Origin of the sequence: Herbaspirillum sp. C7C8 (genome assembly GCF_022627875.1) — a bacterium.
GTDB lineage: Bacteria > Pseudomonadota > Gammaproteobacteria > Burkholderiales > Burkholderiaceae_D > Herbaspirillum.
The window spans coordinates 25506-47107 of the sequence record NZ_JABXGG010000023.1 but is presented as its reverse complement, the minus strand read 5'-3'; the positions used below and the strand labels follow the sequence as shown (position 1 = coordinate 47107).

General features: G+C 63.5%; 20 protein-coding genes. 3 read left to right on the top strand and 17 right to left on the bottom strand.

What is annotated here, in order from left to right; all coding sequences use genetic code 11:
* Window positions 1-19: 19 nt before the first annotated feature.
* From HWE01_RS20635 to HWE01_RS20615, 5 genes are all read right to left on the bottom strand, one after another.
* On the bottom strand, window positions 20-706 hold the full coding sequence (locus HWE01_RS20635; protein WP_241822736.1) for a Fe2+-dependent dioxygenase: 687 nt from the start codon (window positions 704-706) through the stop codon (window positions 20-22).
* 52 nt (window positions 707-758) lie between these two features.
* Entirely contained in the window at window positions 759-2990 is a 2232-nt protein-coding gene (locus HWE01_RS20630) for a catecholate siderophore receptor Fiu (protein WP_299538069.1), read from the bottom strand.
* A gap of 471 nt (window positions 2991-3461) precedes the next feature.
* Window positions 3462-4844, bottom strand: coding sequence for an MFS transporter (locus HWE01_RS20625; protein ID WP_241822734.1), 1383 nt, complete (start codon window positions 4842-4844; stop codon window positions 3462-3464).
* A 35-nt stretch (window positions 4845-4879) separates the two neighbouring features.
* Window positions 4880-5809 (bottom strand): zinc-binding dehydrogenase, encoded by a 930-nt coding sequence (locus HWE01_RS20620; RefSeq protein WP_241822733.1) that lies wholly within the window; start codon window positions 5807-5809, stop codon window positions 4880-4882.
* Between the two features lie 70 nt (window positions 5810-5879).
* The gene (locus HWE01_RS20615) at window positions 5880-6377 is read right to left on the bottom strand and encodes a lactoylglutathione lyase family protein (protein WP_241822732.1); all 498 of its coding nucleotides are present in this window, start codon (window positions 6375-6377) and stop codon (window positions 5880-5882) included.
* A 119-nt stretch (window positions 6378-6496) separates the two neighbouring features.
* On the opposite strand from HWE01_RS20615, the gene HWE01_RS20610 reads away from it, so the two are divergent.
* On the top strand, window positions 6497-7393 hold the full coding sequence (locus tag HWE01_RS20610; protein WP_241822731.1) for a LysR family transcriptional regulator: 897 nt from the start codon (window positions 6497-6499) through the stop codon (window positions 7391-7393).
* Window positions 7394-7452: 59 nt separating this feature from the next.
* Here HWE01_RS20610 and HWE01_RS20605 read toward each other — a convergent pair whose 3' ends face one another.
* The 8 genes from HWE01_RS20605 to HWE01_RS20570 all read right to left on the bottom strand — a co-directional run bounded on the left by HWE01_RS20605 (window position 7453) and on the right by HWE01_RS20570 (window position 16593).
* Window positions 7453-7617 carry a hypothetical protein gene (locus tag HWE01_RS20605; RefSeq protein WP_241822730.1) on the bottom strand — a complete coding sequence of 55 codons (165 nt, stop codon included), beginning with the start codon at window positions 7615-7617 and terminating at the stop codon, window positions 7453-7455.
* Window positions 7618-7696: 79 nt separating this feature from the next.
* Complete coding sequence (locus HWE01_RS20600; protein ID WP_241822729.1) at window positions 7697-8833, bottom strand: ABC transporter permease; 1137 nt, start codon at window positions 8831-8833, stop codon at window positions 7697-7699.
* 1 nt (window position 8834) lies between these two features.
* The gene (gene rbbA, locus HWE01_RS20595) at window positions 8835-11594 is read right to left on the bottom strand and encodes a ribosome-associated ATPase/putative transporter RbbA (RefSeq protein ID WP_241822728.1); all 2760 of its coding nucleotides are present in this window, start codon (window positions 11592-11594) and stop codon (window positions 8835-8837) included.
* The gene (locus HWE01_RS20590; protein ID WP_241822727.1) at window positions 11591-12667 is read right to left on the bottom strand and encodes an HlyD family secretion protein; all 1077 of its coding nucleotides are present in this window, start codon (window positions 12665-12667) and stop codon (window positions 11591-11593) included. Before HWE01_RS20590 ends, rbbA begins: the two co-directional genes overlap by 4 nt.
* Window positions 12664-14106, bottom strand: coding sequence for an efflux transporter outer membrane subunit (locus tag HWE01_RS20585; protein WP_241822726.1), 1443 nt, complete (start codon window positions 14104-14106; stop codon window positions 12664-12666). Before HWE01_RS20585 ends, HWE01_RS20590 begins: the two co-directional genes overlap by 4 nt.
* 245 nt (window positions 14107-14351) lie before the next feature.
* Complete coding sequence (locus HWE01_RS20580) at window positions 14352-14720, bottom strand: Hpt domain-containing protein (protein WP_008327727.1); 369 nt, start codon at window positions 14718-14720, stop codon at window positions 14352-14354.
* A 256-nt stretch (window positions 14721-14976) separates the two neighbouring features.
* Window positions 14977-15432, bottom strand: a complete 456-nt coding sequence (locus HWE01_RS20575; protein WP_008327726.1) for an Hsp20 family protein — start codon at window positions 15430-15432, stop codon at window positions 14977-14979.
* 315 nt (window positions 15433-15747) lie between these two features.
* Window positions 15748-16593, bottom strand: a complete 846-nt coding sequence (locus HWE01_RS20570) for a LysR family transcriptional regulator (RefSeq protein WP_241822725.1) — start codon at window positions 16591-16593, stop codon at window positions 15748-15750.
* Between the two features lie 153 nt (window positions 16594-16746).
* On the opposite strand from HWE01_RS20570, the gene HWE01_RS20565 reads away from it, so the two are divergent.
* Both HWE01_RS20565 and HWE01_RS20560 read left to right on the top strand, forming a co-directional pair.
* Window positions 16747-17130 carry a tautomerase family protein gene (locus HWE01_RS20565; protein WP_241822724.1) on the top strand — a complete coding sequence of 128 codons (384 nt, stop codon included), beginning with the start codon at window positions 16747-16749 and terminating at the stop codon, window positions 17128-17130.
* A gap of 79 nt (window positions 17131-17209) precedes the next feature.
* The gene (locus HWE01_RS20560; RefSeq protein WP_241822723.1) at window positions 17210-18316 is read left to right on the top strand and encodes an MBL fold metallo-hydrolase; all 1107 of its coding nucleotides are present in this window, start codon (window positions 17210-17212) and stop codon (window positions 18314-18316) included.
* 90 nt (window positions 18317-18406) lie between these two features.
* Here the strand turns inward: HWE01_RS20560 and HWE01_RS20555 are convergent, their stop codons facing one another.
* The 4 genes from HWE01_RS20555 to HWE01_RS20540 form a co-directional block, all read right to left on the bottom strand.
* The gene (locus HWE01_RS20555) at window positions 18407-18736 is read right to left on the bottom strand and encodes a DHCW motif cupin fold protein (RefSeq protein ID WP_008327714.1); all 330 of its coding nucleotides are present in this window, start codon (window positions 18734-18736) and stop codon (window positions 18407-18409) included.
* Between the two features lie 21 nt (window positions 18737-18757).
* Entirely contained in the window at window positions 18758-19954 is a 1197-nt protein-coding gene (locus tag HWE01_RS20550; protein ID WP_008327713.1) for an aminotransferase-like domain-containing protein, read from the bottom strand.
* A gap of 90 nt (window positions 19955-20044) precedes the next feature.
* Window positions 20045-20503, bottom strand: a complete 459-nt coding sequence (locus HWE01_RS20545) for a RidA family protein (RefSeq protein ID WP_008327712.1) — start codon at window positions 20501-20503, stop codon at window positions 20045-20047.
* Between the two features lie 167 nt (window positions 20504-20670).
* Entirely contained in the window at window positions 20671-21591 is a 921-nt protein-coding gene (locus HWE01_RS20540; RefSeq protein WP_008327711.1) for a DMT family transporter, read from the bottom strand.
* Window positions 21592-21602: the final 11 nt, after the last annotated feature.

Sequence of the window (21602 nt, the reverse complement as noted above, 5' to 3'; positions counted from 1 at the left end):
GTCCGGCTTGAACCTGGCCTCATGGCTCGCTCCACATGCGCAGCAGGTTGTGATAATTGCCAGTCAGCGTGAGCGTCTCGTTGCATTCGCCCACGCGGCTGCGCAGACTGTCGATGGCGCGATCCATTTCATAGAGCAGGGTACGCCGCGCATCATCGCGGATCAGACTCTGCGTCCAGAAGAAGGAACACACGCGCTCGCCTCGCGTGACTGGTTCCACGCTATGCAGGCTGGTGGCGGGATAGAGAATCAGATCGCCGGCAGGCAACTTGACCTCATGTTCGCCGTAGCTATCGACGATGATGAGACCGCCACCGTCGTAATCCTCCAGATCGCTCAGAAACAGCGTGCTGGACACATCGGTGCGCAGCCATACCGGCGACTGGGGAACGCCCCGCAATGAGCCATCCACATGCAGGCCATAGGTCTCTTGGGCAGTACTGGCATAGCGGTTGAACAGTGGCGGCATGTAGCGCGCCGGCAGCGCGGCGCGGAAGAAGAGCGGGTTCTGCTGCAGGGCGCCCAGGATGATCTGTCCCTGTTCGCGTGCCACAGGGGAATCCTCCGGCAGCTGACGATTACGCTTGACCTGTGCCCCCTGGCTGCCCACCGTGGCACGACCATCGATCCATTGGGCCGCATCAATGGCCGTGCGCATCGCCCGGACCTGGTCGCGGGTCAGTACATTGGGAATGTGCAATAACATCGTTTTGAACTCAAAAAATCCCCGGAGCTGGATGCCCCGGGGATCGCTTCCATCAGAAGTGGTAATTGACGGTCACGCGCGCCGAGCGCTCCAACCCGGGGGTATAGCGATATCCCAGGTAGTTGATGGCCGTGATGTAGTGCTTGTCAAAGAGGTTGTAGACGTTGAACTGCAGATCCCAGTTCTTGCTGACCTTGTAGCTGGCCATGGCGTCATAGACCCAGTACGCGGGGATGTGGTCGGGCGTCGTGGCCAGCTTGGTCTGGCGCTTGACGATGCCGACATAACGCGCGCCGCCCCCTACGGTCAGGCCCATCGGTATGCGGTAGGTGCTCCACAGGCTCAAGGCATCCTCGGGGGCATATGGCAAGGTAGAAGAGCCATCCTGTGCGGTCGCCGCGCCCACCACGATGTCGGTCTTCTGATGCGTATAGGCGGCCGTCACATCCCAATTGCGGGTGATCTTGCCGGTGGCTGACAGCTCCACTCCCTGTACGCGCTTCTTCCCGAGCTGGGAATAGGTGCCATCGTCGTTCTCATAGACTTCATTGTAGACATCGGTCCTGAACAGCGCTGCAGTCAGCAGCAGATTCTGATCGAACAATTCCCACTTGGTACCTGCTTCCAGGGTCTTCGATTTCTGCGGTTCCATGCTGGGGTTGCTGGCGCTGCTGGTCGAACTCGACAGCGAATAGGCGCCGAAGCTGCTGGTGCTGCCCGGCGGCAACTGCGACAGCGCGTAGTTGACGTACAGATTACCGTTATTGGTCAACTTGTAGAGACCACCAAGTTTATAAGTAAACAGGTTACCGCTGCCTTCGATATTGGTATTGCCCGTAGTGGCGATGGCGTTATAGGTGGTCTTGTAGTGATCCAGCCGCAGACCGGCGTTGGCCTGCCAGCGTTCGTTGATCTTGAGGGTGTCGAACGCATACACCGCTGCCGTATCGGTCTGCCACACGGCGTCTTGCCCGTTGCGGGTGATGGTCAGGCCGCTGGAGGTGAGCTGAGGATCGTACAGACTCACGGAAGACAGCGTGCCGGTTTTGGTCAGGCCATAATTGGTCTGTTTCTCCCGCGAGATTTCAACACCAGTGCTCAGGCTATGCTCCATGCCGAAGGTCTTGAATTTCGTGCTGAGATTGGTCTGATTGGTGATGATCTCGTCGTCGAGCTGCTTGGCCGCACCCAGCCGGGTGATGGTGCCGTTGCTGGTAGTCGGGACGCCAGCCGTGACCGCCAGGTAATCGACACTGTTCTTGCCCCAGCGCGTCGTGTTCTGCAGCATGGTCGAGGAGTTGATGTCGTGCTCGACGCGGGCCGTGGCCATCGTAGCGATGGAGTTATCGTGCGAGTCGCTGCTGCCGTAGTAATTGCTGCGGTTGACCTGGCTGGCCGAGGACAGGCCGGCCACGGTACCCGAGAACCCGGCCATGCCGATGGTGGACAAGCCACTGTCGGGGACGTCGTTCTTTTCCACGTGCAGCAGGTTAAGGTAAACCCGCGTATCGGTATGCAGACCGAAGGCCAGCGAGGGCGCAACACCCCAGCCGCGGTTCTTCACGTAGTCGCGACCGGCCACGCCGGAATCCTCGTCCACCAGGTTCAGCCGGAAGGCAGCACCGCTGGTGAACTCATCCAGGTTCTTGTTCCAGTCCAGGGTGGTGCGCTTGTAGCTGCCGCTACCCGCGCCCACCGATGCGTCGAAACTGTCGACCAGCTTGGGCTGCTTGGTTACCAGGTTGATGGAACCGGCGGCCGAGCCGCGACCGTTGTCGGTACCGGCGGCACCCTTGGTGACTTCGACCTGTTCGATGTTGAACATGTCGCGCGTCACTGAACCGAGGTCGCGAATACCGTCGACGTAAATACTGTTGGAAATATCCAGCCCGCGCATGTACAGCGCATCGCCGACGTTGGGGCCGCCATTGCCTTCCCCGGCATTGAAGGTGCCCACGCCGGGCACATTGCGCATGGCATCGGTGAGAGTGGTGACGCCCTCGGACTTGAGTACTTCCTTGTCAATCACCTGAATGGTCTGGGTGGTCTCGGCCAGCGGCGCGGTGTACTTGGGCGAAGCCAGGGGCTTGATTCCAGCGGCTTCTACCGTGACGCCAGGTAGCGCCGCAACGTTATTGTCGGCAGCTGCGGTCGCATCGGCGGCATAGGCGACGGAGACCGACAGTGACATCGCCAGTCCGGTGATGACGGTCGCACTGCTGCGGGAGAGGTGTGAAACGGGGAAATCGTTTGGCGCGCGTTTGCGATTTTTTATGTATGACACGGAGCGTCCTCTGTTGTTCGTAAAGGAAAACACCGCAGCCCGCACGGGAACGCGGGCTACGAAGTTTACTGTTTCGGGCAGTTAGGGGCGGCGAGTCTGGCGGCTGGCTGGATTGCGCGGATCGTTTGGCAGCCAGGAGAAATGAGCGGACCGTGAATGAGGTCCACCGGAGGTTGCCAAGGTTGCGTAGTTTAATGAGAAGCATTACTGATATCAACGACTTACAACCGCTTTACCTGGATTTGCAACGCACCGACAGATTCATCCATGTTCCGGATGCGCAGATGCGGGTTCAGCTCATTGAATGCGCAGTTAGTTTCACAACGATGAAAGGGATCACATCAATATAGCCTCCTTGGATATCATGTAACGGTGGTCAACAATGTTCAGGTCAAACTACCGACCTGCTGTGGAATCACGTAATGATTCTGCCGCCTGGGGCCTGTTCACACATCAAACCCGCGCTGCAGTTCAGCCGTCACTGCGTCTCTGAATGAAATCCTGCCCCGCATGCGCTGGCAGCCTCACCACACCCGCCAGGCTGGCCACGACCATCAACGCAAGCACGATGAAGGCAGAATGGAAATCTTCGATGATCGGCTGTGCAAGCGCATGACTGGGACCGCCATGCGCCAGGCGCACGCTGACGGAAGCGACGGTGATGCCGGCCGCCATGCCGAGTTGGCTGATCGTGTTGAACAGGCCATTGGCATGGCCCATCATGGTTTTGGGGACATCGGCAAAGCCGATGGTACCGAGGGCGGTAAATTGCATCGAACGCGTCATTCCGGCTGCGATCAACAGCGGCACCACCAGTACGGGTGAATCTGCCGGCTGAAGTTGCGCGCAGCCCAGCAGCGTGAGCGCACAGAGCGCGCCATTGCACAACAGTACCTGGCGATATCCGAACTCGCGCAGGACGCGGGTGGTCATGGTCTTCATCAGCAGATTGCCTGCAAACAGGGCCAGCACCAGCAAACCAGCCGTACTGGCATCATCGCCGAAGCCGAGCTGGAACATCAGTGTCAGCAGGAAAGGCACCGCACCGATGGCCATGCGAGCCAGGGTGCCACTGAGCATGGCAAAGCGGAAAGTGGGAATGCGCAGCGCCGCCAGATCAAGCATGGGTGCACTGCTACGCAGAAAATGGCGGCAGGCCAGTGCGATCAGCGCCAGCCCGGTCAGGCCGGACACGAGGCTAACGGCATCGGCGCTGCTCTCCAGCTTTTCCAGTGCGGTGAGCAACAGCGAGATGCCCACGCCGCACAGCAGGAAGCCGCTCCAGTCGAAGCCGGTGAGCTCTTCTGCGCGCACATCGGGGATGATGCGCCAGGCGGCCAGCCAGGCCACCAGGCCCAGTGGCGCATTGATCAGGAAGATCCATTGCCATCCCAGGTGCTGGCTGATCAATCCGCCCAATGGCGGCCCCAGGACTGGTGCCACCAGGGCCGGCCACACGAGCGCCGACATGGCGGCCATGAGCTTTTCGCGAGGTGTCTGGCGCAAGATCACCAGTCTTCCGACAGGGACCATGAGCGCACCGCTGATCCCCTGCACGATACGGATGACAACGAAGCCCGGCAGACTCCGCACCAGCCCGCAGAGCACCGAGCTCAGGGTAAAAAGCGCAATGGCCGACATGAAGACGCGACGCGAGCCGAAACGGTCGGCGATCCAGCTGCTGGCAGGGATGAATATCCCGACAGCCAGCAGATAGGCGCTGATGCCGACATTGAGCGCCAGCGGCGTGACACCGAAGTCGCGTGCCATGGCGGGAATGGCCGGGATCGTAATGGCGCCGTCGAGTATCTCCATGAACAGAGCGCCGGTGACCAGCCAGGTGATCCAACGCATCCTCGCTGCGCTCGCCTGGGGAGCAGGAACCTGGTTCATGGATGCACGCGCACCAGTGACTTGCCCGAGAAATTGCGGGATTTGAGCTCTCCCAGCGCCGTGGACAGCTGATCGAACTCATGCAGAACATGCGGCTCGGCTTGCAGCCTTGCCGTGGCGATATCCTGCAACATCTGCTCGCCAGCGCCAGTAAGCGCCTGCCAGTCGGTCGGGTTGCCATACCTGTGCAAGGCCCCCAGTGCCACTTCATGCAGCGATAGCGCGCGGCCGAACGGTGTGCAGGGCCAGTGCTCCAGGCGCCCCTGTATGCACACCATGTGGCCATTGGCCTGCAGTGAGCTGGCCAGACGGGTAGCCTGGTCTGCACCGACGCAATCGATGATGGCCGTAAACTGCAGTTCCTCGAGCCAGACGCCCTGTTCTTCCGGCATGGGGCCGTCCAGGCATTTTTCTGCACCCAGTCCGTGCAGACGTGACCAGTGACGCCTGTGCGCCATGGCCACCACATGCCAGCCATACTGGCGCGCCAGTTGCACCAGAGTGTGGCCAACCGAACCGCCGGCACCGCTGATGAGCAGCGTCCGCCCGGCTGCCGGCGGCAGCTTCTGCAGCGCCATCCATGCCGTCAGCGCCGGGCAGGGGACGGCGGCTGCGGTAGCGAAGCTCATGGCATGCGGTATGCGCATGAGCGCGCGGGCATCGACTACGGTGTATTCGGCGAAGCTGCCATCACGGCGCAGATCCTGGTGATAGGCGACGTGACTGCCCTGCCAGGTGGCGGGTACTTCCTGACCCAATGCCACGATCTCACCGGCGCCATCCACACCGGGAACATGACCGGGTGCCCAGGCATCGCCCATACCGCCCAGTACCTTCCAGTCAACCGGATTGAGACCGACGACACGATTGCGCACCAGCACCTGGCCAACGCCAGGCTGTGGCAACGGCAGGCTCTGCAGCTGCAATGCGTGTGTATCATGACCACCGTGCCAACACCAGGCCCGGTGTTCATGAGGGAGTGCGGGCGTGCTGGCCTCAGACATAGGCGCCTGCCGAATAGGTCAGTTCGTAGCTGTGACTGTAGATTTCCAGGATATTGCCGAAGGGATCTTCCATGTAGACCATGCGGTAGGGTTTCTCGCCGGGGAAATAATGTCGCACCGGCATGCGCTGCTTGCCGCCGGCAGCAACGATCCTGGCGGCCAGTCCTTCGACATCGGGGTCCTGCACGCAGAAATGGAAGATACCGCTCTTCCAGTACTGGAAATTGTCGGCCGGGCGTTCAGCGTTGCGGAACTCGAATATTTCCACGCCGACACGATCCGCCGTGGACAGATGCGCGATGCGGAATGAGCCCCAGCCTGCGCCGAAGACGTCGGTACACATCACTCCGATGGCACTGTCGTCTTCGCTGATCGTCGTGGCCGGCATGATGAGGTACCATCCCAGCACTTCGCTGTAGAACTTGACGGCGGCATCGAGATCGGTGACGGACAAGCCGATATGGGAAAAGCTGCGGGGATAGGGAGACACGGGATTTCCTTTCGAGACCAACGGTGCTGTCGCACCGGGGTGCGATAAAGCCGCCAGTGTAGGACGTGCCATACCTCATTAAAATGAGGTACAAATTATCGGTACAATAAATTCTGCTTATGCTTCTCAATCCACAATGGCTGCGGACCTTTGCCACTCTGGCCGAGGAAGGCAGTTTCACCCGCAGTGCCGATCGTCTGGGTCTCACGCAGGCTGCCGTGAGTCAGCATGTCCGCCAGCTGGAACTGGAGCTGGGGCCATTGCTGATCCGCAGCCCGCGCCGCATCGAGTTCACGCCGGCAGGCCTGGCGCTGCTGGAACACTGCCGCGAAGCCGAATACGCTGAACGCCGTCTGCGCCAGCGTCTGGCGGCACCGGACGATACGCCGGGCGAGGTCTCGCTGATTACGCCCGGTAGCATCGGCCTGTGCCTGTATCCCCTGCTGCTGGATCTGCAGCAGCGTTGGCCGGGATTGTCGGTGCGCCACCGCTTTGCGCCGGACAGCGAGGTATTGCGGGAGGTGCTGGAAAACCGATACGAACTGGGCGTGCTGGCGCTACGGCCCGATGATGCACGCCTGAGCGTGACGCACTTTGCCGAAGAACCGCTGGAGTTGGTGGTACCGGCTGGCCGCCGTGCAGATCATTGGGAAGATCTGATACAACTGGGCTTCATTGATCATCCCGATGGGCAAGCCATGGCTACGCGCCTGCTCAGCCGCCGCTTCCCGGGCGCACCGGGCGTGCGCCAGTTGCCCTGCCATGGCTTCAGCAACCAGATCGGCCTGATCCTGGAACCGGTGGCGCGCGAACTGGGGTTCACCGTGATTCCACGTTTTGCGCGTCAGGCGTTCGCGCGCCAGAATGAACTGCAGGTCATCGAAGACAACGCGCAAGTGGTCGATAACCTTTGGCTGATCCACCGGACAGAATGGCCCTTGTCGCGGCGCGCCCGGCGAGTGGCTGATTTCCTCAGCGAAAGCATGGTGAACTGGCCGCATCGGGTAGGTCCTTGACGGCCGAGCAGGACTGCCAAGGCAAGCGCTCGGACAGGCTCACTTCACCTGTGCCATCCTCACCCAATCGCCACCGACACCCGATACACCAACACCCCCAGCAAGCCAAACGCCCCCGCCAGCATGCAGTACGGCCCCCACGCGCGGGCGCGCATGCCATAGCCGATCAGGAGCAGCGCAATGCCGATGGCAGGTATCCAGGTGGACGGGCTGTTGAAATCCATGATGCTTGCTCCTTGTCGATGACGTCGCTAATCAACCATCTCCGTACACGGGCGCTGCCGCTGCACGCCCGCTTCTCCGTCACGCCATCTGGCTGATGGTCTTCCTGAACCGGCCCAGTGCAGCTACAAACAGGACCAGGCCAATTGCCAGGATAGCCAGTAGCTGCGGCCAGATCACTTCCAGGCCAGCGCCCCGGTACAGTATGGCTTGCCCCGCCGCTACAAAATGCGTGGTCGGGGCGGCCAGCATGATGTCCTGTACCGGTACAGGCATGCTCTCGCGCGGCGTGGAGCCACCCGACAGCAATTGCAGCGGCAGCAGCACCAGTACAGTCAACATCCCGAACTGCGGCATCGAGCGTGCCAGCGTGGCCATGAAGATGCCCATCGAGGTGGTGGCAAACAGATGCAGCACCGTCACCAGCATGAACAGCGCCAGCGAACCCTCAATCGGTACCTGCAACGCCATGCGTACGATCAGCAGCAGCGAAGCCAGCGCCGCCAGGGCCACGACCGAGCCCATCGCCCACACCTTGGCCAGCATGATCTCGGCTGGACTGACCGGCATGACCAGCAGGTGTTCGATGGTGCCGTGCTCGCGCTCGCGGATGAGCGCAGCACCGGTCAGGATGATGGAGAGCATGGTGACGTTGTTGATGATCTCCATGAGCGAACCAAACCAGGATTGCTCCAGGTTGGGATTGAAGCGCATGCGCAAGGCCAGCCCCACCGGCGTCGCGCCGGTGGTCTCGCTACGCCGCACGAATTGCGTCACCTCGCTGGTCACCATCTGCTGGATGTAGCTGTTGCCGGTGAAGGCCTGGCTCATGCGCGTGGCATCCACGTTCAACTGCACCGCCGGGGCGCGCCCGGCCAGCACATCGCGCTGGAAGTCAGCCGGGATGTCCAATACGAAGGTGTAGTCGCCCGCATCCAGCCCGGCATCGGCCTGGCGCGCCGTCACCAGCCGTGCCACCTTGAAATGCGGCGGATAAAACAATGACGCAATGCGCGCCGACAGCGGCGAACCATCATTGTCGACGATGGCGATGGCCGCGTTGTGCAGACTCTCCGGCATGGCCGTGGCGGCCACATAGATGGAGAGCGTGAAGGTATAGGCGATCAACACCAGCATGGCCGGATCGCGCAGCAGGCTCCACAGCTCCTTGATGCCTAGGCGAAAAATATTGGACAGGCTGGCCGGCGCGCGTCGCATCTCATTGCTCCTGCTTCTTCAACAGCAGCACCGACAAACCCAGGATCACGGGCGCGGCCACCACCAGCGGCCAGAACGAACCGCCCAGGTCCCCCACCGCGAGCGCCTTGCTGAACACGCCTCGGCTGATGGTAAGGAAATGCGTGGCCGGATAGACCTGCCCGATCAGGGCGCCCATGCCTTCGAGCGAGGAAACCGGATTCAACAGGCCGGCAAACTGCACGCAGGGAATGATGGTGCCGATCATGGTCACGAACACGGCCGCAATCTGGCTGCGGGTGAAGGTCGAGGCCAACAGCCCAAAACCGGTGGAGCAGATCACGAAGACCAGCGCCGCCAGCGTCAGCGTGAAGAGACTGCCCTTGACCGGCACCCCGAACACGGTCACCGCCAGCAGCGTCAGCATGGCGAAATTGAGCATGCCCAGGAGCAGATAGGGCAACTGCTTGCCGAGCAGGAATTCGATGCGCGTGACCGGCGTGACGTAGAGATTGAGGATAGAGCCCAGCTCCTTCTCGCGCACCACCGACAGCGCCGTCAGCATGGCCGGGATCATCATCAGCAGCAGCGGGATGATGGCCGGCACCATGGCCGGCAGGCTCTTCACATCCGGGTTGTAGCGATAGCGCGTCTCGATGGCGGCGGCCTGCGCCAGTGGCTGGCCCAGGCGGTGTGTGGCCATGTCGGCCAGCCACAGTTGATGGATGCCCTGCACGTAGCCGCGCACGGTCTCGGCACGGGTGGGCATGGCGCCGTCAACCCAGGCCCCGATTTCCACCGGCTTGCCACGGGCAATGTCGCGGGCAAAGCCTGAGGGGATCTCGATGGCCAGCGAAATCTCGCCGCTGCGCATGCGGCGGTCCAGGTCCGGGTAATCGCTGATGGGCGGCCGTTCGATGAAGTAGCGCGACCCCGAGAGATTGAGCGCATAGTTCTGGCTCAGGCCGGTCTGGTCGCGGTCGAGCACGGCGTAGCTGAGGTTTTCCACATCGAGGTTGATGCCATAGCCGATGATGAACATCAGGATCACCGACCCCAGCAAGGCCAGCGTGGCACGCACCGGGTCACGCCGCAGTTCCAGGCTCTCGCGCTGGCTGTAGCTCAGCGCCCGGCCCAGGCGGGTACGCAGGCTTGCGCGGCGCAAGGCGGGCTGCATGGAGGGGCGGTTTGAGGCCGATGTGAGCTTTGCTTCAGGTGCCGACGTCGCCGCGCCCTTCCCCGCCGCCTCTTCCAGATAGGCGATGAAGGCTTGTTCCAGATTGGCAGCACCGCGCTGGCGGATCAGTTCGTCGGGGGTGGCGCTGACCAGCACGCGGCCGGCGTGCATGAGCGAGATGCGATCGCAGCGCTGGGCCTCGTTCATGAAATGGGTGGAAATGAAAATGGTCACCTGGTCGCGGCGTGCCAGATCGATCATCAGCTGCCAGAACAGGTCGCGCGCAATCGGGTCCACGCCCGAGGTGGGCTCATCCAGGATCAGCAGTTCCGGCTTGTGCACCATCGCCACGGCCAGCGACAGGCGCTGGCGAATACCCAGGGGCAGGCTCTCGGGCAGGCTGTCCATCACCTCCAGCAGGCCGAAACGCTGCGCCATCTCCTCGGTACGCGCATCGATCTGCCCGGGCGGTACGCGGTACAGGCGCGCATGCAGGATCAGGTTCTGGCGCACGCTCAGTTCGCCATACAGCGAAAAGGCCTGCGACATGTAGCCCACGCGCGCACGCGTGGCCATGTCGCGCGGATCGACGGCCTGGCCGAACAGCCAGGCCTGGCCTTCGCTGGCGGGCAGGAGGCCGGTCAGCATCTTCATGGTGGTGGACTTGCCGCAGCCGTTGGAGCCGAGAAAGCCGAAGATCTCGCCGCGCCGGATGCGAAAGTCCACATGATCCACCGCCATGAAGTCGCCAAAGCGCATGGTCAGGCCGCGCGCTTGGATGGCGATGTCGGCCTCGCGCGCCGGGTCCGGCGGTGTCACCTGCACCGGCTGATGGCCGCGCCGCTGGTCGGGCGGCAGCAAGGCGATGAAGGCCTCTTCCAGCGCGGCGGTGCCGGTGCGGGCGTGCAGTTCAGCGGGGGTGCCGGTGGCCAGCACCTGGCCGGCGTTCATGGCGACCAGGAAATCGAAGCGGTCAGCCTCCTCCATGTAGGCGGTGGCGACGATGACGCTCATGCCGGGACGTTGCTGGCGGATATGTCCGATCAGGGACCAGAACTGCGCGCGCGAAAGCGGATCGACGCCGGTAGTGGGCTCGTCCAGGATCAGCAGATCGGGATCATGGATCAGCGCGCAGCACAGTCCCAGCTTCTGCTTCATGCCGCCGGAGAGCTTGCCCGCCGGCCGTGCCAGGAAAGGCGCCAGGCCGGTGCCGGTAGTGAGCGTATCGATGCGGCTGCGGCGCTCCTGTGCGGACTGGCCGAACAGGCGTCCGAAGAATTGCAGGTTTTCTTCGACGGAAAGCGTGGGATAGAGATTCTTGCCCAGCCCTTGCGGCATGTAGGCGATGCGCGGGCAGACCTGCTCACGATGCGCGGCGCGGCGCATGTCGCCGCCCAGCACCTCCACCTCGCCCTGTTGCAAGGCGCGCGCACCGGCCACCAGTGACAGGAGGCTGGATTTGCCCACGCCATCGGGCCCGATCAGGCCGACCATGCAGCCAGCCGGAATCTCCAGCGATACCGCCTGCAAGGCCGGCTTGCTGCCATAGTGCAGCGACACGCCCGACAGGCGCGCCACCGGGCCCTGGCCGCGCGACTCCTTCATCGCGGGACCTGCACCGCCAGCGTGGCCGGCCAGTCGCGCGCCTCATCGGTACGCACCCAGGCCACGCCTGGCAAACCGGTCTTGACCAGCGTCAGGTGCTGGCGCAGCAGCGCCGGATCGATCTGCGCCTTGACGCGAAACATCAGCTTCTGCCGCTCGCTGGCCGTTTCCACCGTCTTGGGGGTGAACTGGGCAGTGCTGGCGACAAAGGAAATCCGGGCCGGGATCACATACTGCGGCGCTGCATCGAGCACGATGCGGGCCTCGCCGCCCAGCGCCAGCCGGCCGGCCACGGCCTCGGGCACGAAGAAAGTCATGTAGACGTCGCTCAGGTCCACCAGGTTGAGCAGCTTGCCGCCACTGCCCAGCACTTCGCCCGGCTGGACGATGCGATATTGCACGCGGCCGGCGCGCGGCGCGGTGAGCGTGCTGTCGTCGATGTCGACCTTGATGCGCTGGACCGTGGCCACGGCGGCAGTCACCGTGGCGCGCGCACCGCTGACCTGGGTGCGCGCTGCGGCCACGGCGGCCTCGGCGGCGGTCACCTGGGCGCGGGCGGCGGTCACGGCGGCTTGCATGCCCACCACGCGGGCGCGGTCATCGTCCACTTCCTGCAAGGACGATGCGCCCTCCTTGACCAGCACCTCGGAGCGCGCCAGCCGACGCCGGGCTGCATCGAGCTCGCTCTCGCGCTGGGCGAGCTGGGCCAGTGCGGCCTGGTGGTCGCTCTCACGCACGGCCACCTGGGCTTCGGCACTGGCCACGGCCTCAACCGATTGCTGCTGACGCGCCTGGGCTTCGTCGCGCTGGGCTTGCAGCGACAGCACCTGCATGCGCGCCAGCGGCTGGCCGGCACTGACGAAATCGCCCTCATTGACGAGCATGGCATCGACCCGTCCAGCCAGCTTGGTGGCCACGTCCACCTCGGTGGCTTCGATACGGCCATTGCCGCTGGCAAAGCCCTCGCCCGGGCCGCTCTGATGCAGGCGCAGCCAGGCATAGGCGGCACCGCCTGCAAGGATGACGGCCAGGGCAGCGGCCAGCAGGGGTTTCTTGGCGTGAGGGAGCGTCATGGTCGAGGTCCGGAAGAAAGGGGGAAAGCCGTGGACGCATTGCTGTCGCCGCCCAGCGCCGCATACAGCGCCACGGCCGAGGACAGCAGGGCGCGCCGGATCTGCACCCGTTGCTGGCGCGCGCTCAGCAGCTCACGCTGGGCGTCCAGCACGTCGAGGAAAGGTGCAGCGCCGTTGTCATAGCGCAGCGTGGACAGGCGCGCGCGCTCGGCCTGGACCTGCTCGGCCGTCTCGGCGATGGCCAGCTGGCGGGCCAGCCACTGGCGCGCGGCCAGGGCATCGGCGACGTCCCGGAAGGCGGCTTGTACGGTCTTCTCGTAATTGGCCACGGCCAGATCGCGGCGTACTTCGGTCAGGTCCAGGTTGTTGCGCAAGCGGCCTGCCGTGAAGATCGGCACCGAGATGCCGGGCGAGAAGCTCCAGGCATGGCTGCCATCGCGGAACAGCCCGTTCAGTTCGGCACTGGCCGTGCCGAGCGTGCCGGTCAGCGAGATACTGGGGAAGAAGGCGGCACGTGCGGCGCCGATGTTGGCGTTGGCGGCCTGCAGGCGATGCTCGGCGGCGGCCACATCCGGGCGTCGCGTGAGCAATAGCGACGGCGTGCCCGGAGCCATCTCGGGGAAAACCGTCTCCAGCGCAGTGCGCGCCTGGCCGACTGGCAGATCCACCGGAGCACCGACCAGCAGCGTCAAGGCATTCAGGCGCTGCGCGCGCTGCTGTTCCAGCTGTGCACCCAACGCCTGGGCCTGGGTCAGCAGGGTTTCGATCTGGGTCAGGTTCAGGCGCGAGGTGGCACCGACCTCGACCCGGCGCGCAAAGATGCGATAGCTCTCCTGGCGGCTGGCGATGGTGTCGCGGGCGATGGCCAGGCGCTCGTCGATCTCGGCCAGTTCCAGCCAGGCGTCGGCCACCTGCGCCACCAGGCTCAGGGCGGCGGCGCGGCGCGTGGCTTCGCTGGCCAGGGCGTTTTGCAGGGCAGCGTCATCGAGGCTGCGCAGGCGACCCCACAGGTCCAGCTCCCAGGTGCTCAAGCCCAGCCCGGCCTGATAGGCGCTGCCAACCAGCGGACGGCCGGTCAAGTTCAGATCAGCCGGGGTGCGCGAGCGATCCAGTCCCGCTTGCGCGCCGATGGCCGGAAACAGGTCGGCGCGCTGGATGCCGTAGAGCGCCCTCGCCTCTTCTACCCGCAATGCCGCCACGCGCAGGTCGCGGTTGTTGACCAGGGCCTGCGCAATGAGCGCTTGCAGTTGCCGGTCGCGGAAGAAATCCTCCCAGCGCAGCGCCACCGTCAGTGCGTCCGTGGCGTCTTCCTGCCGGGGATAGTGCGCGGCCACGGGCGCTGCGGGACGCTGGTAGTGCGGTGCCATCGACTGACAGGCGGCCAGCAGGAGCGGCAAGACGGCCAGCAAGGGACGGATTCGCAGGGAGGGCTCGCACATCGTGATTCTCGACATCGGCAGGAAATGTGGCGACAAGATGCTGCATCCGAAGCTTTGTTTAAAGCTTCGTCTTTCGTGTCCACATTATGAAGAGACCTGCTGAAAAGCCGATTGATGTACGTCAGGTTACTGACTGATGAGTCGGTAATTCATGAAGGAATTGACGGAGCACTCCCGGCCCTGCGCGCCTTGCGGGGGGATGCCCGACCGGTGCGGGAGGAGACGTGTGCAATGCGGCCGTGGCCTTACTGGGCCACGCCGATCTGGTCGACGTAGTGACGCACTTCGGCGGCGACGGCAGCGAACAGGCTCTGCAATTCGGGCAGGCGCGGCTGGGCGCTTTGCGGCGGTTCGGCGCGGGACTGGCTTTCCACGCTCTTGAGCAGGTCGGTCAGAACGCCCGCGCCGACCAGGGCGGTCATGCTCTTGAGGCTGTGCGCCTCGCGTTTGACCTGGGGCGCATCATCGGCGCGGATGGCCTGTTCGAGCCGGGCAAAAGTGGCGGGGGCGCTCTGGGCGAAGGTACCGAACATGTGGCGGCAGGCGGCGACATCCCCACCCATGGCATCGAGCAGAGGTTCGGGATTGATGTGCTGGTATCGGTGGTCGTTCACGCGTTTCTCCCTGTGGCCGACGCAATATACGCAAGATATTGCTCCTGTGCCAATCTCTTTTGAGCAGTTGGTCCGGCCTTGGAGCACGTGCCGGGTCGTGAGCGGTGAAGTTGAAGTGCAAGCTGTAACGTAACCAAGCCGCCAGGTGGCGTCAATCACAAGCGTCGTGAAGCATGCAAAAAACCGCCCGGTGAGACGGGCGGTGCAGACCAGGGCGATCCTGCGCGAGGATCGCCGTTGGGCGGGGGGGCTGCGATCAGGCGGCGCGTTCCAGGCGCTGGACGTTGCCGTCTTCGGCGGCGCCGATCTCGATCTTGCGCGGCTTGAGCGCTTCGGGAATTTCACGGACCAGCTCGATATTGAGCAGGCCGTTTTCCAGGTTGGCGCCGACCACCTTGATGTGATTGGCCAGCTGGAAGCGCTGTTCGAAGTCACGGGCAGCGATGCCGCGGTGCAGGAAGTTGACCTGCTTGTCTTCCTTCTGCTTGCGGCCGGTAATTTTGAGGGTTTCGTTTTCGGTCTCGATATCGATTTCGCTGCGGGCGAAACCGGCCACGGCCATGGTGATCCGGTATTTGTCCTCGGCCACCAGTTCGATGTTGTAGGGCGGATAGCTGGGCTGATCAGTGCGCTGGGCGTTGTCGAACATCTGGGCCAGGCGATCGAAGCCGATAGCGGTACGGTACAGGGGGGAGAGATCAAAAGTACGCATAAAAATATCCTTTCAGTTAAGCGATGTTTTCGTCGCAGACCTCAACATCGAGCATCTGCTGGTACCGATCTAGGGATGGGGATTTTGGTTTTCAAGGGATTTTTTTCGAAAAAATGTGAGGATCACATTGGCGATAGCGCGCGGGGTCTCGCCACGAAATTCTTCGAGGAAAGTCCAGCGATTCTGTGAGGACGGCATGTCCTGAGCGTCCCCCCACCCTCTGCCAAGCCGTCAGCATGGGCGCTATGTGATGCGGTCGGTCACATAACGATCGGCGTGGTTGCGCAAGCGACGGCAAAAAACGCGCCCAGTCGCTCAACCCGCCTTCAACGCCGCTACCAGCGTACGCAACGCCGCTTGCGTACGCGCCTGCTTGACCCGGGAATGCAGGCGCACCTGCGCCAGCGGCAATGACGGCAGTCCCAGCCGCTGGCCAACCTCCACCGCTCCAGGCGGTGCGCAGCGATGCAGCAGGGCCGACACCGCCAATCCTGCACTGACCGCCGCCCCCACGGCCAGGATGCCGCCGCCGACGAACACTTCCACCCACGCGATACCGGCAGCGTCGAGCCTGCGCAAGGACAATTCGCGAATCCGGCAGGCCGAGGAAAAGGTCGCCACGCGCAGGGCTGCGCCCGACCAGCATTGCGCATCGGGATGGGCAAACCAGCCGATGCGTTCTTCCATCACCAATTTGCCGCCCCGATCCTGCGGTTCACGGCGCACGATGACGGCATCGAGCTCGCCGCGTTCATAGGCCGGCATCAGCTCATGCGAGGAGCCCACGCGCACCTCCACCACCACGCCGGGATCAACTGCATGCAGCTGCGCCAGCGCACGCGGCAGGGCGGCACCGGCCACGTGGTCGCTGATGCCTACCGAAAAGCGTACCGGCCCCTGGTCCAGTTGCTCCAGCGCACGTTCATGTGCGGCCAGCAGGTTGCGCGCAGCCGGCAGGAACTGCTGGCCTTCGGTCGACAGCCGCACCTGACGCGGCGTGCGCTCCAGCAGGCGACGGCCCAGACGATGCTCCAGCTTCTTGAGTTTGAAACTGATGGCCGATTGCGTACTGTCCAGCGCTTCGGCCGCGCGCGTGAAGCTTTGCAGGTCGGCGGCCAGGACGAAGGCTTGAACGGTGTCCAGATCCAGCGGTTTTTCCATGACGTGTAGCCTCTTGTGGTCAGATATCCATGATGATGAATTTCAATCATTGAAATCATCCATCAGTGGTTTTTGAAATCATCGCACCAGCATAGCATGCAAGGCATGGAGACCACCCGCTCCAGCTTTTCATCAACCTGCAAGGAGAACGTCATGCCCCTGGTCCGCATTTCCCTGTTGCGCGGCAAGTCCCGCGCCTATCGCAGCGCCATCGCCGACAATGTCTATGAGGCGCTGCGCGAGAGCTTCAATGTACCGGAGGACGACCGCTTCATGGTCATCACCGAGCATGACCCGGAAGAGCTGGTCTTCAGCCGCAGTTACATGGGCATGGCCCGTACGGATGACTTCGTGCTGATCCAGCTTACAGTCAGCAATACGCGTACCCAGGCGCAGAAGAACGCGCTGTACGCCTCCATCGTGGCGCGCCTGCAGCAAGCCCCCGGCATCGGACCGGATGACGTGATGATCAGCCTGGTCGAGGGCGACAAGGGCAACTGGTCATTCGGGCGCGGGCTGGCGCAATACGTGATGTAGGCACATCGTCTGCAGGCTGCGCTGCGGCCTGCTAGGATGTCGCTCACCGTCATCACTGCGCGGCTGCCGCGCCTCCTCCATGCCCCCTGCGACATCCTGCCTGCGGCAGCCCCTGCGACACCTCACCCGTGGCCTGGCGGTCCTGCTGCTGGCCGCCGGACTGACTGCCTGCTCTTCCTCCAACAAGTACTACGACCCCAACAAGAGCAATCGCACCGAGACGGGATTTCGCAACAACTACCCGCAACCCGAGCGGGGCTCCTTCTGGAAATGGCAGTGGGAGCGCCTGACCCAGGGCCTGCCCAAGCCGCCCGAGAACAATTACCAGTTTCCCGTCGTCAAGCCCGACCTGGCCTGGCTCAAGTCCAACCACGGCAGACCCAGCGTGACCTGGATCGGTCATGCCACGGCGCTGGTGCAACTGGGCGGCAAGAACGTGCTGACCGATCCGATGTTCTCGCAGCGGGCCTCGCCCTTCTCCTTCATCGGGCCGTCGCGCAAGGTACCGCTGCCGATGCAGATCAGCGAGCTGCCGCATGTCGACGTGGTGGTGATCTCGCACAACCATTACGACCACCTGGACCAGGCGAGCGTGCAGCAACTGAATCTGCAGGCTGGCGGGCCGCCGCTGTTCCTGGTGCCGCTGGGGGTGCGTGAGTGGTTCCTGGCGCTGGGCATCACCAACGTGAAAGAAATGGACTGGTGGGACAAGACCGTTCTGGACAACCTGGACATCTACTTCGTCCCTGCCACGCATTGGTCGGCGCGTGGCGTGTTCGACCGTTCAGAGACCTTGTGGGGTGGCTGGGTGATCCAGGCGGCGGCGCAGCAAGCAGGCGCCGAGCCCTTCTCCGTCTATTTTGCGGGCGATACCGGATATTCGAAGGACTTCCGCGACATCGGCGAACGCTTCGGCCACTTCGACCTGGCGCTCATCCCCATCGGTGCCTATGCGCCACGCTGGTTCATGCAGAACCAGCATGTGGACCCGGCCCAGGCCGTCCTGATCCACGAGGACGTGCGGGCCAAGCGTTCGGTGGCCATTCATTGGGGGACCTTCGAACTGGCCGACGACGCGCTCGACGAGCCGCCCAGGGAGCTGGCCAAGGCCCTGCGCGAGGCGGGCTTGCCACAGGAACAGTTCCTCACGCTCAAGCATGGGGAGACGCTCAAGCTGGATCAGTGAATCAGGAGTACATCAACAACAAGGCCCGCATCGTTTCCGATGCGGGCCTTGGCGAGCATGCGATAGCGCAAGCTGCGCTACGTCTGCCAATCAATCCACGATGAACAACTTCGCCCCCACCGCCGTCGACGACCGGTGCGGTTCAGCCCCGTCGGCGACCTGGTAGCTCATGCCCGGCTTGAGGACAAAAGTGCGACCGTCCTCCAGCTCGGTATGCAGCTCCCCTTCCAGGCAGAGCAGCACATGTCCTTTCACGCACCAGTGGTCGGCCAGGTAACCGGGCGTGTATTCGACCATGCGCACGCGCAGGTCGCCGAACTGGCAGGTACGCCACCAGGCGGTGCCGGTGACGCCGGCATGCTCGGTGGCGGGGATCTGGCTCCAGTCCGTAGTGCCGAAGGGCAAATGGGCGATCTTCATCCGTGAAGCGCTCGGCCCTGATTACAGCTTGGACGCAATCAGCTTGCCCAGGCGCTCCACACCGGCGCGGATCTGCTCCGGCGGCACGGTCACGAAGGACAGGCGCAGCGTGTTCTTCTGCGCCACGTTGGCGTAGAACGGTGCGCCCGGAACGAAGGCGACCTTCTCCTGTTCCACGGCTTCATTCAACAGCGCGCTGGCGTCCAGGTGCTCGGGCAGAGTCACCCAGATGAACATGCCGCCCTCCGGCTTGCTCCAGCTGCAGCTGGCCGGGAAGTACTGTTGCAGCGCGTCCAGCATGGCCTGGCACTGGTCGCCGTAGAGCTTGCGGATGGTCGGCACGTGCTGGTCCAGGAAGCCGTCCTTGATGGCTTCGTACACCACCATCTGGGTCAGCTGCGCAGTGTGCAGGTCGGTGGCCTGCTTGGCCTGCTCCATCTTCAGGATCAGCGGGCGCGGTGCGACCACGTAACCCAGGCGGATGCCGGGGGTCAGCACCTTGGAGAAGGAACCCATGTAGATCACGCCCGACGGGTTCATCGACAGCATCTTGGGCAGCGGTGCATTCTGGTAGCTCAGGGCACCGTAGGGATCATCTTCGATCAGCGGCAGACCCAGGCGGGCACAGGTTTCCACCAGCTTGAAACGGCGCTCGGTGGGCAGGGTGCGGCCGGTCGGGTTCTGGAAATTGGGCAGCGAATACAGCATGCGCGCACCAGCGGCGATGGCGTCGATGGTCTCGGGTTGCAGGCCGAACTCGTCACTCGGCACCGATTCGAACTTGGCACCGTACAGCGAGAAGGCTTGCAGCGCGCCCAGGTAGCTGGGGGTCTCGACCAGCACCTTGCTGCCTTCGTCGATCATCACCTTGCCCAGCAGGTCCAGGCCCTGCTGGGAACCGGAAACCATCAGCACCTGCTCGGCGGTGATCTGAGCGCCGTTGGTGGACAGCGACGCCGCGATCCATTCACGCAGCGGCAGGTAGCCATCGGTCGGGCCGTATTGCAGGGCCATCTTGCCCTGCTGGCTCAACACGCGGTCGAAGGCGGTCTTCATGTGCTCGACCGGGAAGGTCAGCGGCGAGGGCAGGCCACCGGCGAAGGAGGTGATGTCAGGACGCATCGTCACCTTCAGGATTTCGCGGATGGCCGAGCTCTTCATGGCTTCGGCGCGCTGGGAGAACTGCCACTGCAGCGGTGCGGGATTTTCGAGTTTCATACGGTTCGTAGAGTCTGTGTCGGTGTGAGAGTGCTTCGGGCCGTGCGGCTTCTGCGGCCGCAACAGCCGGGCAGTGCATGGGATCGGCGATCAGGCGATCTCGGCGATCATTTCGATTTCCACGCAGGCGCCCATGGGCAGTTGCGCCACGCCAAAGGCTGAACGGGCATGCTTGCCGACTTCGCCAAAGACTTCACCGATCAGCTCGGAGGCGCCATTGGTCACCAGATGATGTTCGGTGAATTCGCCGGTCGAATTGACCAGGCTCATCAGCTTGACGATGCGCTTGACGCGGGTCAGGTCGCCACCACAGGCGGCCTGCAGGGTGGCGATCAGGTCCACGGCCACGGCGCGCGCAGCCAGTTTGGCGTCGTCGGTGCCGATGTCGCGTCCCAGCTGACCGACCCAGACCTTGCCATCCTTCTTGGCCAGGTGGCCGGAGAGGAAGACGGTATTGCCGGTTTGTGCATACATCACATAGGCTGCTGCCGGGGTGGCCACGGCGGGCAGTTCGATGTTCAGTGCTTTCAGCTTTTCATAGACGGACATGCGGTACTCCCAGTTGGACAGCGCCCGCTTGCGGCCAAAAGACAGTTGGCTCGCGCGTTGCGCGTTGACAAAATGTGAAAAAACAAGTGCTCGATTATCTCAAAAAACGGCAGCTTTAGCCCGTACCGGCTGAACTATTTCGGCTCGCAAACCCGGTCAGCACCGTGTCAGCGGCGCACCGCCATGCGACGGCCGATGGCTACCACCACGATCACGGCCAGGGCGAAGAGCATGTTGCTCGCATCCAGCGCCTCATGGGCGATCACCGCCGCGCCCAGCAGGCTCATGAAAGGTTGCAACAATTGCACCTGCCCGACACGGGCAATACCGCCCAGGGCCAGGCCCTTGTACCAGAAGAAGAAACCGATGAACATCGAGAACAGCGATACATAGGCAAAGGCCAGCCAGGCCGGTGCCGACGCCCTCACTCCGTACTGCCAGCCCAGCCACACCGAGACCGGCAACATCACCGGCAGGGCCACCACCAGCGCCCAGGCGATCACGTTCTGTCCGCCCATGCTCTGAGCCAGGCGTCCGCCTTCGGCATATCCCATGGCGGCAGTCACCACGGCGGCGAACAGAGCGAAGTCGGCCAGATGGAAACTGCCGCCGCCCTCGCGCAAGGCAAACGCGATCACGATGCCGGAGCCCGCCAGCGCCGCCAGCCAGAAACCCTTCGAGGGCCGCTCGCCGAAGCGCAGCGCACCGAACAGGGCGGTCGCCAGCGGCAGCAGGCCCACTACCACGGCGCCGTGGGCGGCCGGGACATAGCGCATGGCGATCGAGGAAAACAACGGAAAACCCACCACCACGCCCAGCGCCGTGATGATGAGACCGCGCAGTTGCTGGCGCGTCGGACGCGGGGCCTTGATCCAGGCCAGCAGCGCGAGCGCACAGACGCCGGCCACCACCGCGCGGCCAAAGGCGATGAAGGCCGGATTGAGCTCGGCCACGGCGACCCGGGTAAAGGGCAGCGTGAGGCTGAAGATGGCCACGCCGATCAGGCCCAGCCACATGCCGCGACTTTCGTGACGGATGACGCCGGAAGTTCTTGCTGCGGGGTGGCGGGTCTTGCTGCTGGCTTGCATGAGGGTCCCCT